This is a genomic window from Zymomonas mobilis, assembly GCF_006715975.1.
In the GTDB taxonomy this organism is placed as follows: domain Bacteria; phylum Pseudomonadota; class Alphaproteobacteria; order Sphingomonadales; family Sphingomonadaceae; genus Zymomonas; species Zymomonas mobilis_B.
The window spans coordinates 144,577-158,095 of sequence record NZ_VFOF01000001.1 but is presented as its reverse complement, the minus strand read 5'-3'; the positions used below and the strand labels follow the sequence as shown (position 1 = coordinate 158,095).

Here is a 13,519-nt window from a genome sequence, read left to right as displayed (position 1 = left end):
TTGGAATAACCTGAACTATCTGTTGGAAAGATGAATATCCCAACATTACCTCAACAGAAGAAAAGGCGTGGCAAGCAACACTCCCGATTTCGCGCCTTTAACAGGGTCACAACGGCTGTCCGCCACCGCTTTTTTGCACTTCAAAATACGGGGTTTCTCATGATGCTGTCTTTAACAGAATGCTCGTCTCTCTGCCTGTTCCTGTTATCGAACAGCATTACACCAGGGCCCAATAACACTATGTTATCCGCATCCTGCTTCAATTATGGTTTCAAAAAATCATTGCCCTTTTTGGCAGGGGTGTGCCTTGGCTTTTTTCTTTTAGCGCTTTTGGTTGGGTCAGGGTTCAATGCCCTTTTTAGGCTATTTCCCTTTCTCTATACGGCCATGAAATATATATGCGTCGCCTATTTGCTTTATCTCGCATGGAAAATTGCGACATCAAAAACCAGCAATAATCCCAAAAATAGCCAATCCTTCGGCTTTTTCCAATCGCTCGGATTACAGCTTATCAATCCTAAATTATGGCTGGCTGCAACCGGCATTGCCTCGACCTATCTCCCGAAAGGCTATGCCTTTCCAGATTTGCTCAAAGCCGCTCTTTTGGGGCTTTTTATCCTGCTCCCTTGCAGCCTTCTTTGGATGGTCTTTGGCAGCTTTCTTCACCAATGGATGAACCGTCCTCTGCTGCTCCGCATCTTCAATTTCACGATGGCAGGCTTACTGATCCTGTCCTTATATCCGATCCTGAAATGATCTTTTCATTGCAGCCATTTTTCCAGTTTCGCACCTCAAAAAGCGCAGAAACAGCAAGGGCATTATAAAAATATATAACATATTTCACTAATTAAAAATCAATAAACAAATACTTTATGCCACTAAACGATATTTAGATTACATCAAAACGTTAAATAATGAACAACCAAAGAGAAGATGGAGAAAGCTATTATTATCTAAAGCCAAAAAGGGGGGCTTATGAAAAATTTTCTTATAAGGGGAGGTTTTCTTTTCTCTTTTTCATGGCTGCTCCTGCCACATCCGGTGCATGCCGCCGCCGATACCGCAGAAACCTCATCAAATGATGCCATTATCGTCACTGGCACCCGCGAAACCCATAAAAAAATACGGGACAGCCTTTCCCCGATCGAGCTTCTCACCAACAAAGAACTCGCCGAAACAGGACAAACCAATATCACTTCGGCGCTGGCACAATTGGTGCCTTCGGTCACGCAACCGGCAGTGGGGCAATTTGTAGCTGCTCCCACCAATTTTGTTAGCTTGCGCGGCCTCAATCCCAACCAAACCCTTGTTTTGGTCAACGGCAAACGCCGCCATAACAGCGCATTTCTTTACATCGACGGCTTTGCCGATGCCGCAACCCCCACCGATCTAGACCTCATCGCGCCTGAGTTGATCGACCATATCGAAGTTTTAAAAGACGGTGCCGCCGCCCAATATGGCTCCGATGCCATTGCCGGTGTCGTCAATATTATTTTAAAATCCGATACCCATGGCGGCAATGTCCGCAGTCAAATCGGCCAGACTTATGCGGGGGACGGCTTCGTCGGACAGGCCGGTTTTAATAAAGGCTTCAAACTCGGAAAATCCGGTTTCCTTGATGTCGCCTTCGACTTCCGGCATCAAAATCATACCAGCCGCGACGGTATAGACAGCCGAACGGGCAGCCACACATTAAAAGTCGTCGGCGATCCCATGGCAACCCGCTATAACTTCGGCCTCAATGGCGGCTATGATTTCGGAAATGGCATAGAACTCTATACGACCGACACTTACTCCCACCGAAACAGCGAAGTTAACCAAGTCTATCGGACAGGCAGCAGTTTTCCCCAAGCCTATCCTAACGGCTTTACGCCTTTACAAAAACTATCGGAAAATGACTTTTCAGCATCCCTCGGTTTACGGGGCAATGATTTCCTCGGCTGGCATTGGGATATCAATTCCACCTATGGCGGCAATTTCATTCGCAATGATCTTGATAAAACAGCCAATCTTGGCCTTTACGCAGCCACAGGCTCAACGCCATTATCGGTGCATCTAAACAATTATTCGACAACCCAACTCAATAACAGCCTCGACCTCAGCCGAGACATAAAACTCCCACTGATCTATAGCCCACTGACTGTTGCGACTGGCTTTGCCCATCGTTACGAAACTTATAAAACAACCGCAGGCGATCCCGCCTCTTATCTCTATGGCGGAACGCAAGCCCGAACCGGCATCATCCCCGCCGTGGCAGATTCCAATGCCCGCAATGTGTATAGCGGCTATCTCGATCTTTCCGCACATTTAACCAAACGCTGGCAAGTCGATTTAGCCGGACGCTATGAATATTACAGCGATTTTGGTCACACGCTTAACGGCAAGGCATCAACCCGCTACGACTTTACCGATAACTTTGCTCTTCGCTCGACCTTCAGCAGCGGGACGAGAGCGCCCAGCTTAGCCAATGAATATTTCAGCACATTATCGGTCGGGCCCGACAGCGCCAGCGGTACTTTAGGCGCTAATTCCGCCGCGGCGAAACTGCTCGGGGCAGTGCCCCTCAAACCTGAAAGCGCAACCAATATCACAGCAGGGCTGGTTTATTCACCGCTCAAAAACCTTCATTTCACCTTAGACAGCTATCAAATCCGTATTCGTAACCGGATTATCAGTGGCCCTGGTATTTCGGGCGAAGCCGCCCTTGCTGCCCTTAATCTCCAAGGAGTATCGGTGCCTTCTACCTTGGAATCGCAAAATATATCGGCATGGTTCTTTACCAATGGGGCAACCACCCGCACGCGCGGGTTAGACTTCACTGCCAGTTACCATACCCGCTTTGAAAAATTCGGTATCATCGACTGGGATATCGCCCTCAATGTCAATGCCACCACCATCCGTCACGTCAATCAACTGGCGAACGGGATGTCTTCTCTCAACGCACAAACACGGGCGTATCTCACCAGCAGCACGCCTAAAAACCGGATCACCTTTGGTGGCCGTTGGGAATCTTTGTCGAAAAGATGGGATGTCAGCCTGCATGAACAACGCTTTGGCCAGACCACAGATGAAATGACATGGTATCAAGGCCCCAATGCCTATTCGATGACTGATTTCAACCGCATCCATAATAACCCCCGTTGGATAACCAATCTTGAAATCGGGTATCATCCCATTGAAAAATTACGGGTAGCCATTGGCGCGAATAATCTTTTCAACGCCCATACTACCCGAATTCCAGCGGCGAACGGCTATTATGGTTCCGGCAAATATGACGGTGCTGCCAGCCAAATCGGGGTCAATGGTGGCTTCTATTACCTCCAAACTTCATACAATTTTTAATCCATTCATCTTATTCTTATCAGGAGCCAGCCCTTGTCCACGCTCAACAAACGGCAATTTCTTTCGCTCTCTGCGCTGACGGCTTTTTTACCCATGGCAACACAGGCCTTTGGAAAAACGGCGAATACAGACGGCAAAAAACCGCTCATTTATGCCAATCTAAATGAAAATCCTTTCGGTGCATCACCATCGGTAAAACAGGCCATCACGGAACAACTCGGCCAGCTCGGGCGCTATAGCGATCCGGCGGCGGCAGAAAAATTGATCCAACAAATCGCCACCCTCGAAAATATAGATCCCGATCAAATCATCCTCGGTGAAATTCTCGATAGCTTGGGTCTTTTTCTGGCGGCCAGCAAACCCAATCAAGGCAATGTCGTTTATTCTGTTCCGGGCTATACCGCCTTGGTGGATGCCGGAAAACCAGCAGGCTTAACCAGCATCGCCGTGCCTTTGAACCAAGCATTGGAAAACGACCTTCCCGCTCTGGAAAAAGCCATCACGCCATATACAAAAGCTGTTTATCTGGTCAATCCCCACAATCCCAGCGGGACAACCAATAACCATAATGACTTCGCTCATTTCCTAAGACAGGCTTCGCAAAAAACGCTTGTCATTGTTGATGAAGCCTATCTCGAATATGCGGATTCAGCTCAAACCGCCGCCGCCTTCACCAAAAACGGTGCCAATATCGCGGTTTTCCGAACGCTCGATAAAATTTACGGCCTAGCCGGTCTTCCAATCGGTTATCTCCTCGCGCCCAAAGCCTTGGCGTCATCGCTACGCGAGGCAGGTTTTGGTAACTCCCATGGACTCAGCCGACTGACAATCGCCGCGGCTAGTGCTGCCTTATCCGATCAAAAAAGGCGGCAAACGCTACATGACTATAACGCCAAGGGCAGAACGCGCCTGACCCAAGCTTTGGATCAATTAAAACTCACCCATACTGCCAGCCAAACCAATTTTGTCTTCTTCAAATCACCGCGCCCCGCCGCCGAAGTGAGAGAAAAATTCTATCAATCCGGTATTGTCGTTGCGCGCTCTTTTCCGCCGTTAAATGACTGGATTCGACTATCCATCGGAACAGAAGATGAGGTGACCCAAATCATCGCCGCCCTCAATCAAATTTTCTAGCATTCCTTATCCCAAACAAAAAAGCCTTCCCGTTTTCTGCGGGAAGGCTTTTTGCTAAAATTTTTTTGACCGGCTTTACAGCGAAACCTTCAAATAAGGCTCCAAGGCATCCAATAACTGCGATGTCAAAGCTGGTAATGTCTCCTGACCATTCAAATGGATTTCAGGATGTTCCGGCGCTTCATAAACGGAATCGATACCGGTAAAGTTTTTCAACTCACCCGCACGGGCTTTTTTATAAAGCCCTTTTGGATCACGCGCCTCACAAATGGTCAAAGGCGTATCTACGAAAATTTCGATAAAACGGCCTTCACCCATCATATCCCGCACCATCTGGCGCTCTGCTTTGTGGGGCGAAATAAAAGCCGTCAAAACGACCAATCCCGCATCCGCCATCAATTTGGCAACTTCACCAACCCGCCGGATATTTTCCTTACGATCCGTATCAGAAAAACCAAGGTCACGGCACAGGCCATGCCGAATATTGTCACCATCCAATAAATAGCTGCTGACATTCCGACTATGTAACACCTGCTCCAATGCACCGGCGACCGTCGATTTTCCTGATCCCGAAAGGCCGGTAAACCACAAAACCAAACCTTTATGATGATGCAAAGCCTCACGGCTTTCTCTCGTCACCGGATGGTGATGCCAGACGATATTGGGATCGTCTGGCGTAATTCCTGATCGGGACTGTTTCGTCATAATCGCCCCTTATTTTCCGGCCAATAAATCACGGGCTTCCCAATGCGGGAAGTGGCGACGGATCAGCGCGTTTAATTCCAATTCAAAGGCACTATATTCCGATGGTGTCGCTGTCTGGTCTTCCAACAGATTATCGACCAAACCGGCACCCACCGTGACATTGCTCAAACGATCAATAAAAATCAGACCACCGGTCACCGGATTATCCTGATACCGATCCAGCAATAACGGCTCATCGAAAAGCAGATCCACAAGACCGATACCATTTAAAGGCAACAGATCAGCAGGCTGCTTGGTCAGGTTATTAATATCGAACTGGTAATGAATATTGGTGACGCGGGCGCGGCTCTTTTTGCCGGAAATCTTGATGTCATAGCTTTGACCAACAGCCAACGGCTTTTCTGCCATCCAAACCACATTGCACTGGGCGGATTGCACTGACTTCATATTTTCGCGGCTATCGACAATCAAATCGCCACGACTGATATCAATTTCGTCTTCCAAAACGACCGTAACGGCTTCACTGGCAACCGCTTCGGTCAGATCACCGTCAAAGGTAACGATGCGGGCAATGGTTGATTCCACACCAGACGGCAAAACCTTGATCCGTTCGCCTACCCGCAAAATACCGGAAGCCACGGTTCCGGCGTAGCCACGGAAATCCAGATTAGGCCGATTGACATATTGGACAGGAAAACGCATCGGCTGCTGTTCCGCGGCTCTTGCGACTTCAACCGTTTCCAATATCTCCAGCAAAGAAGCCCCCTTATACCAAGGCATATAGACGCTTTCATTGACGATATTATCGCCTTCCAAAGCGGAAAGCGGTACAAAACGGATATCCAGATCGGGTGCCAGATTTCCGGCAAAATCGAGGTAATCCCGCTCGATCTGATGAAACACTGTTTCGCTATATTCGACCAAATCCATTTTATTGACGGCAACAATCAAATGCTTGATGCCCAACAAGGTCGCAATAAAACTGTGACGACGGGTCTGCGCTAAAACGCCTTTGCGGGCATCAATCAATAAAACGGCCAGATCACAGGTCGATGCGCCGGTCGCCATATTGCGGGTATATTGCTCATGCCCTGGGGTATCAGCGATAATGAATTTACGTTTTTCAGTCGAAAAATACCGATAGGCAACATCAATGGTGATGCCCTGCTCGCGCTCGGCCTGCAAACCATCGACTAACAAAGCCAGATCCAGCTTTTCACCCTGCGTGCCATGCCGCTTGCTGTCATTATGCAAAGAAGACAGCTGATCTTCGTAAATCTGGCGGGTATCATGTAACAAACGGCCAATCAGGGTGCTTTTGCCATCATCGACACTACCGCAGGTCAAAAAACGCAACAGGCCTTTATATTGCTGGGCTTTCAAATAGGCTTCAACCCCGCCTTTTTCCGCAATCTGTTTGGCAATAATATTATTCTGCATGGCTCGAATCCTAGAAATAACCCTGACGTTTTTTCAGTTCCATTGATCCCGACTGATCGCGATCAATGACACGGCCTTGTCGCTCACTGGTGGTTGAAACCAGCATTTCTTCGATAATTTCAGGCAAGGTCTGCGCTTGGGATTCAACAGCCCCCGTCAAAGGCCAACATCCCAAGGTGCGGAAGCGAACCATCCGCTCTTCTATTTTTTCATCGGGCTTCAAATCGATGCGATTATCATCGACCATCATCAACATGCCGTCGCGTTCGACCACCGGACGGGGCGCGGCCAGATAAAGCGGCACAATCTCGATATTCTCAAGATAGATATACTGCCAAATATCCAGCTCAGTCCAATTCGACAGCGGGAACACGCGGATAGATTCACCCTTATTTATCTGGCCATTATAATTATGCCATAATTCAGGGCGCTGATTTTTCGGGTCCCAGCGATGGAATTTATCACGGAAAGAATAAATCCGTTCTTTGGCGCGGGATTTTTCTTCATCCCGTCTGGCACCGCCAAAGGCGGCATCAAAACCATATTTATCCAAAGCCTGCTTCAGACCTTCGGTTTTCATGATATCCGTATGCTTTGCACTACCATGAATAAAAGGATTAATCCCCAAAGCTTCCCCTTCGGGGTTACGATACACCAACAGGTTAAAACCGTATTCCTTCGCAGTTTTATCGCGGAATTCATACATTTCGCGGAATTTCCAGCCAGTATCGACATGCAATAACGGGAAAGGCAGCGTCCCCGGAAAGAAAGCCTTCCGAGCCAGATGCAACATGACCGAAGAATCTTTCCCGATCGAATAAAGCATCACCGGATTACCAAATTCCGCCGCAACTTCGCGGAGGATATAGATGCTTTCCGCCTCTAACTGCCGTAAATGTGTGAGCCGTTCTTCGTGCATCACTAATCCTTTAAGCCAGATTTATAAGAGAAGACTGACGGTCTTCTTTGTCTGATTGAGAAGAAAACCACGCGAGATCAGACTGTAAACCGCTTACCTCACCGATGATAAGCAAGGCAGGTGTTTCAGCCTGTTTGGCAAGATTTTCCAACTGGTCGAGCCGACCATTCAGTATTTGTTGCTCCGGTTTCGTCGCATGGGCAATAATCGCGACCGGCGTATCTGCTTTTCTACCATATTGTATCAAAGCTTCGCTAATTTTACCGGCATTCATAACGCCCATATAAATAACCAAAGTCTGATGAGGACGCGCTAAAGTCGCCCAATCCAATCCTTTTCCGTCCTGACGGCAATGTCCGGTAATAAATACCACACTTTGCGAATAATCCCGATGGGTCAAAGGAATACCGGCATAGGCTGCCGCACCGGATGCAGCGGTAATGCCTGGCACAACTTGAAAAGCAATACCGGCTTCACGGGCTGCTTGTAATTCTTCGCCGCCACGCCCGAAAATAAAAGGATCACCGCCTTTCAAACGCACTACTTTTTTACCCTGACTGGCCAACGCGACTAATTGTCGGTTGGTTTCATCCTGAACAACCGAATGATGTCCGGCTCTTTTCCCGACACATATTTTACGGGCATCACGACGTATCATTTCCAGAACAGCAGGGCTAACCAAATAATCATAAAGAACGACATCAGCTTGTTGTAATGCTTGTAATCCGCGCAGCGTTAACAAACCGGCATCTCCGGGGCCTGCCCCGACCAGAATAATTTCCCCCTGTTTTTCCGCCCCTTTTTCAAGCTGATCTGCCAGCGTTTTTTCGGCTTCTTCAAAATGGCCGCTACCAACCTTTTGGGCAAACACCCCCTGAAAGGCCTCTTCCCAAAAAACACGGCGATCTTTTATTTGGGGCAATTTTTCTTTAACCGCTGGACGCCATTTTCCAGCGATTTCAGCCATCTTACCCAAGCTTTGCGGTAACAAGGCTTCCAGTTTTTCTCTCAACATTCGGACAAGAACCGGAGAGGCACCGGAAGAAGACAAGGCCACCGTCACCGGTGACCGATCAACAATAGAAGGAAAGATAAAGGAACATTTGGCTTGGTCATCGACCACATTGACAAGGCGATGACGCTGTTCGGCCGCTTCATAAACCGTCTGGTTCAAGACTTTGTTATCGGTGGCCGCAATAACCAAAAAAACATCATCAAGCTGTTCAGGCAGGAAACTTTGCGCCAACCATTCTATTTCATTCTTCTGCTCTAAATCGAGCAATTCAGCCTGCAACGCCTTGGCTACAATCTTGACAACCGCTCCGGCTTTTTTCAGCAAAGCCACTTTTCGGGCGGCCACTTCACCACCGCCAACCACCAAAACAGGGCGCTGTCTAATATCTGCAAAAAGGGGAAGATAATCCATAATAGCCTTTGGAAAGCCTCCACCGATTCAGGTTATATTTCCGAAGGCAGCGGCTCTACTTTTAATATATCCAACCAAATCCCATAGAAATAGAGTGGCAAGCCTCGAATGCAGGGACTTAGCAGTCACCTTCTCGAAAAAGACAGGTAGCTTTTCTTTACCTTGCTAAAGTTTAGGTAACGCACTTCAAGCCGGCCTTTAAATATCTGAAGGCCGGCTATCTATTTCAAAAGACATATAATCCGGCCAACAAGGCCAGAATTAATTATCCTTCATGCAAACCACATTCCCGCTTCAAACCAAAAAAGCGGGTTTCTTCTTCGCTCATCCCTTCTTCCCATTTACGGGTCGTATGGGTATCACCTACCGAAAGATACCCTTCATCCCACAAAGGATGGTAAGGCAAATCATTCTCTTTCAGGTAATAATGGATCTTACGGTTATCCCATTCGATAATCGGCAAAAATTTGAAAACACCACGCTGGATCGCCAAAATTGGCAAATGCGACCGACTTTTTGATTGGTCACGCCGCAAACCGGCAAACCATGTACCCGCTTCCAAAGTCTTCAAAGCCCGATTCATCGGCTCAACTTTGTTGATTTCGTTATAACGCTCGATCCCCTCGACCCCTTGCTCCCATAATTTGCCGTAACGGGCTTCCTGCCATGCAGCAGAAAGCGGCGCACGAAAGACCTGAAGATTCAAATCAAGCTTCTCGGTCAACAAATCAATAAAACGGTAGGTTTCAGGGAAAAGATAGCCGGTATCGGTCAAAATAACCGGAATATCGGCTTTCTGGCGTGTAACCAGATGCAACATCACAGCGGCTTGAATGCCAAAGCTGGAAGACAGCACAAAATTACCCGCCAGATTATCAAAAGCCCAGCCGAGGCGCTCTTCTGCGCTCATCTGTTCCAATTGCTGGTTAGCTTCCGCCAAGGCGGCATCCTGCTCCGCCTTGGGCAAAGATTTTAACTGATCGAGATGAAACGCAGACATCAAGGCCTCCTATTCGTAAAAATCGCGGGCGGGGTCAGTAACCGCATTAACGATACCAGCACGAACCACAAAATCGCCAAAAGCCTCTTTTCCGTCGCGCTCTTTTGCCCAACGGCCAATCAATTTATCGACTTCAGACAGAATTTCATCCTCGGCGATATTTTCACGGAACAGACGAGGCATCCGCGATCCGGCACGATCGCCACCAATATAAAGATTATAGCGGCCAATCGCTCTACCCACCAAACCGATTTCGGCCAGCAACGCTCGACCACAGTTATTGGGGCAACCCGTGGCGCGAAAAACGATATGCTCATCAGCGATATCGTGCTTTGCCATCACCGCTTCAACTTTGGTCAGGAAGTCCGGCAAAAAACGCTCGGCTTCGGCCATTGCCAAAGGACAGGTCGGGAAAGAAACGCAAGCCATCGAATTTTTACGAAGCTCGGAAATATTTTCTAGCAAGCCATGATCGCGGGCGATCTTTTCAATCGCGTCTTTATCGCTTTCAGCGACACCAGCAACGATCAAATTCTGATTGGCGGTCAACCGGAAATCGCCTTTATGCACCTTGGCAATTTCGGCAATACCGGTTTTTAAGGGGTGATGGGGATAATCCTGCAAACGACCATTTTCGATGAACAAGGTCAGATGCCACTGGTTATCAATGCCTTTGACCCATCCAAAACGATCGCCACGGCCGGTCAGGGTAAAGGGACGCGTCGGTTCAAGTTTAACGCCTGCCCGTTTTTCGACTTCCGCCGCAAAAACATCCAACCCGACCCGTTCGATGGTATAACGCAAACGGGCATTTTTACGGTTGCTCCGATTACCCCAATCGCGCTGGGTGGTAACGACCGCTTCAGCCACAGCCAAAACCTTCTCGGCTGGCACATAACCGATTTCTTGAGCCACGCCCGGATGGGTCGTTTTATCACCGATAGTAATCGAAAGACCGCCACCGATCAGAACATTAAAGCCAATCAGATGGTCATTTTCGGCAACCGCGATAAAGTTAAGATCATTGGCATAGATATCGACATCATTCTGCGGCGGAATGACCACGGTCGTTTTGAATTTCCGCGGCAGATAAGTCTTCCCTAAAATAGGTTCCTGATCCGTCGTCGCCAGCTTTTTCTGGTCAAGCCAGATCTCGGCATAGGCATGGGTCTGCGGCAGCAAATGCTCCGAAATCTTTTTGGCCCATTCATAGGCTTCGGCATGCAATTCGGATTCGACCGGATTAGAGGTGCAAAGCACATTCCGGTTAACATCGTTGGCGGTTGCCAAAGCATCCAACCCGACTTCATGCAAAATCTGATGAACCGTTTTCAGGTCTTTTTTCAAAATACCATGAAACTGGAAGGTCTGGCGGTTGGTCAAACGAATACTGCGATAAAGGGTTTTCTCGGTCGCAAAGCGATCCATTTTCAACCACTGGCTGGGGGAAATAATACCCCCTGGCAACCGGCAACGCAGCATCATCGCATAACGCGGTTCCAGCTTTTCCTCAGCACGTTCGGCGCGGATATCACGATCATCCTGCTGATACATGCCATGAAAACGGATCAAGGTTGCATTATCGCCGTTAAATCCGCCGGTCAGGCCATCATTCAAATCTTCGGCAATGGTGCCACGCAGAAAATTGCTTTCCCGTTTCAGCCTTTCGGCATCGGATAAAGGGGCATCAACCACCAGCGGCTTCGGATGTTTGTCGCTCATCAGTATACATCTCGCTGATAACGGCGCTCAAGGCGCAACTCGGTTAAAAACTCGTCGGCAGCTTCTTCATTCATGCCGCCTTGGTCACGGATAATATCAATCAACGCTTGATCGACATCTTTGGCCATATGGGTAGCGTCACCGCAAACATAGAGATAAGCGCCGTCCTCTTTAATCCAGCGCCAGACTTCAGCCGCCTTCTCGCGTAACTTATCCTGCACATAGATTTTTTGGGATTGATCGCGTGACCATGCCAAATCAATATGGGTCAACAGGCCTTCTTTGACATAACGCTGCCATTCGACCTGATACAAGAAATCCTCAACAAAATGAGGGTTACCGAAAAAGAGCCAGTTTTTGCCCTGCGCTCCGTCACTTTCCCGCTGCTGCATAAAAGCACGGAAAGGCGCAATACCCGTTCCAGGGCCAATCATAATAACAGGCGCGTTGGGATCATCCGGCAAACGGAAATTATCATTATATTCGACAAAAATCCGAACCTCACCCTCTTCGGGAAGGCGTTCTGCCAGAAAACTAGAAGCCCCTCCGGCGCGGGGTCGTCCGTCATATTCATAGCGGACAACCGCGACCGTCAAATGCACTTCGCTCTCGACTTCAGCCTGCGAAGACGCAATCGAATAAAGGCGCGGGGTCAACGGTCTTAAAAGGCTGATAAGCTGTTCTGCCGTCAACGGCGCTTCAGCCTGACGGATCATATCGACAATCGGGGTCTTCTGGGCATAATCCTGCAAAGCCGCTTTATCGGCTACCAGTTTTTCCAAAAGCTTGCTCTGCGATATCGTCGCATAGCCTTCTACCAACCGCGTATTATTGACAGTAAGTTCAAAAGAGGTCTGCAAGGCCTCTGCCAAAGGCAGAATTTTATCCTCGACCTTAACGCTCTCTTCGCCGCTCAATCCTAACAGATCGAGACATTCGCGAACCAATTCGGGATCATTTTCATACCAGATGCCCAAAGCATCGCCGGCGGTATAACGAAGACCGGAATCCCCAAGATCAATTTCGATATGGCGGACATCTTTGTCAGAACCACGACCAGTAATCTTCTGATTAACCGACAAAGTCGCCGTTAAAGGCGTTTCCTTGTTATAAGGAACGCTAGAAACCTCATCAACCGGACGAATATTAGTCGCAGCAATCTGGGCAGAGGTTACAGAAGGTAACCGCTTTTGCAAAAGATCGGTGATCTCCTTGCGCCATGCGGCTGCGGCATCTTCGTAATCGACATCCGCATCCACACGGGGAAGCAAACGCTCCGCCCCCAATTCGGCAAAACGGCGATCGAAATCATTACCGGCTTGGGCAAAATGCTCATAGGTAATATCGCCCAACCCAAAGACAGCAAAAGCAGTCTCCGTTAATTGAGGGGCTTTTTTCGAAAACAAAAATTTATAGAAAGCCACGGCCTCTTCTGGTGGTTCCCCTTCCCCTTGGGTCGAGGTTACCAAAAGGATCAATTTCTCTTGGGCAATCTGCTTGAATTTGTAATCACCAGTATTGATTAAATTGACTTTCAGATTGGCCGCCAACAAATCATCGCGCAATTCTTCGGCGACTCTTCTGGCATTACCCGTCTGTGAAGCGGACAATATGGTGATAACAGGGGTTTCGACAATCGGGCTTGCGGCTTCACCGGCACCTACCACCGAAATCGGCTGATTTTTACCGGCGGCTTCGCCTGTTTTTCCCCATAGATACCCTGAAATCCAGGCTATTTGCGCTGTCGAGAGGCCATGCGTGACCGTCTGTAATTGCGCCAGTTTCTCCGCTGGCAACGGAATAGAAGTGAGAGATGCCTCATTCGTCATTA

General features: G+C 48.6%; 10 protein-coding genes. 3 read left to right on the top strand and 7 right to left on the bottom strand.

Annotated features, from left to right (window positions below; genetic code table 11):
• Window positions 1–159: 159 nt before the first annotated feature.
• The 3 genes from FBY58_RS00690 (at window position 160) to FBY58_RS00680 (ending at window position 4,476) form a co-directional block, all read left to right on the top strand.
• Complete coding sequence (locus FBY58_RS00690; RefSeq protein ID WP_260431992.1) at window positions 160–756, top strand: LysE family translocator; 597 nt, start codon at window positions 160–162, stop codon at window positions 754–756.
• Between the two features lie 219 nt (window positions 757–975).
• Window positions 976–3,342, top strand: a complete 2,367-nt coding sequence (locus tag FBY58_RS00685) for a TonB-dependent siderophore receptor (protein ID WP_141918969.1) — start codon at window positions 976–978, stop codon at window positions 3,340–3,342.
• Window positions 3,343–3,375: 33 nt separating this feature from the next.
• On the top strand, window positions 3,376–4,476 hold the full coding sequence (locus FBY58_RS00680; RefSeq protein WP_260431991.1) for a histidinol-phosphate transaminase: 1,101 nt from the start codon (window positions 3,376–3,378) through the stop codon (window positions 4,474–4,476).
• 75 nt (window positions 4,477–4,551) lie between these two features.
• Here the strand turns inward: FBY58_RS00680 and cysC are convergent, their stop codons facing one another.
• The 7 genes from cysC to cysJ all read right to left on the bottom strand — a co-directional run bounded on the left by cysC (window position 4,552) and on the right by cysJ (window position 13,517).
• On the bottom strand, window positions 4,552–5,181 hold the full coding sequence (gene cysC, locus FBY58_RS00675; RefSeq protein WP_141918967.1) for an adenylyl-sulfate kinase: 630 nt from the start codon (window positions 5,179–5,181) through the stop codon (window positions 4,552–4,554).
• A 9-nt stretch (window positions 5,182–5,190) separates the two neighbouring features.
• Entirely contained in the window at window positions 5,191–6,621 is a 1,431-nt protein-coding gene (gene cysN / locus FBY58_RS00670) for a sulfate adenylyltransferase subunit CysN (RefSeq protein WP_141918965.1), read from the bottom strand.
• 10 nt (window positions 6,622–6,631) lie between these two features.
• Complete coding sequence (gene cysD, locus FBY58_RS00665) at window positions 6,632–7,540, bottom strand: sulfate adenylyltransferase subunit CysD (RefSeq protein WP_141918963.1); 909 nt, start codon at window positions 7,538–7,540, stop codon at window positions 6,632–6,634.
• A 10-nt stretch (window positions 7,541–7,550) separates the two neighbouring features.
• On the bottom strand, window positions 7,551–8,966 hold the full coding sequence (gene cysG, locus FBY58_RS00660; RefSeq protein ID WP_141918961.1) for a siroheme synthase CysG: 1,416 nt from the start codon (window positions 8,964–8,966) through the stop codon (window positions 7,551–7,553).
• A gap of 265 nt (window positions 8,967–9,231) precedes the next feature.
• Complete coding sequence (locus FBY58_RS00655; protein WP_141918959.1) at window positions 9,232–9,966, bottom strand: phosphoadenylyl-sulfate reductase; 735 nt, start codon at window positions 9,964–9,966, stop codon at window positions 9,232–9,234.
• Window positions 9,967–9,975: 9 nt separating this feature from the next.
• Window positions 9,976–11,688 (bottom strand): assimilatory sulfite reductase (NADPH) hemoprotein subunit, encoded by a 1,713-nt coding sequence (gene cysI / locus FBY58_RS00650; RefSeq protein WP_141918957.1) that lies wholly within the window; start codon window positions 11,686–11,688, stop codon window positions 9,976–9,978.
• Complete coding sequence (gene cysJ / locus FBY58_RS00645; RefSeq protein ID WP_141918955.1) at window positions 11,688–13,517, bottom strand: NADPH-dependent assimilatory sulfite reductase flavoprotein subunit; 1,830 nt, start codon at window positions 13,515–13,517, stop codon at window positions 11,688–11,690. Before cysJ ends, cysI begins: the two co-directional genes overlap by 1 nt.
• Window positions 13,518–13,519 lie beyond the last annotated feature (2 nt).

Bases quoted from the DNA above. Each gene is read 5' to 3' on its own strand.
- FBY58_RS00685 (WP_141918969.1), top strand. From the start codon at position 976: ATGAAAAATTTTCTTATAAGGGGAGGTTTTCTTTTCTCTTTTTCATGG.
- cysD (WP_141918963.1), bottom strand. From the start codon at position 7,540: ATGCACGAAGAACGGCTCACACATTTACGGCAGTTAGAGGCGGAAAGC.
- cysI (WP_141918957.1), bottom strand. From the start codon at position 11,688: ATGAGCGACAAACATCCGAAGCCGCTGGTGGTTGATGCCCCTTTATCC.
- cysJ (WP_141918955.1), bottom strand. From the start codon at position 13,517: ATGACGAATGAGGCATCTCTCACTTCTATTCCGTTGCCAGCGGAGAAA.
- cysN (WP_141918965.1), bottom strand. From the start codon at position 6,621: ATGCAGAATAATATTATTGCCAAACAGATTGCGGAAAAAGGCGGGGTT.
- FBY58_RS00690 (WP_260431992.1), top strand. From the start codon at position 160: ATGATGCTGTCTTTAACAGAATGCTCGTCTCTCTGCCTGTTCCTGTTA.
- cysG (WP_141918961.1), bottom strand. From the start codon at position 8,966: ATGGATTATCTTCCCCTTTTTGCAGATATTAGACAGCGCCCTGTTTTG.
- cysC (WP_141918967.1), bottom strand. From the start codon at position 5,181: ATGACGAAACAGTCCCGATCAGGAATTACGCCAGACGATCCCAATATC.
- FBY58_RS00655 (WP_141918959.1), bottom strand. From the start codon at position 9,966: ATGTCTGCGTTTCATCTCGATCAGTTAAAATCTTTGCCCAAGGCGGAG.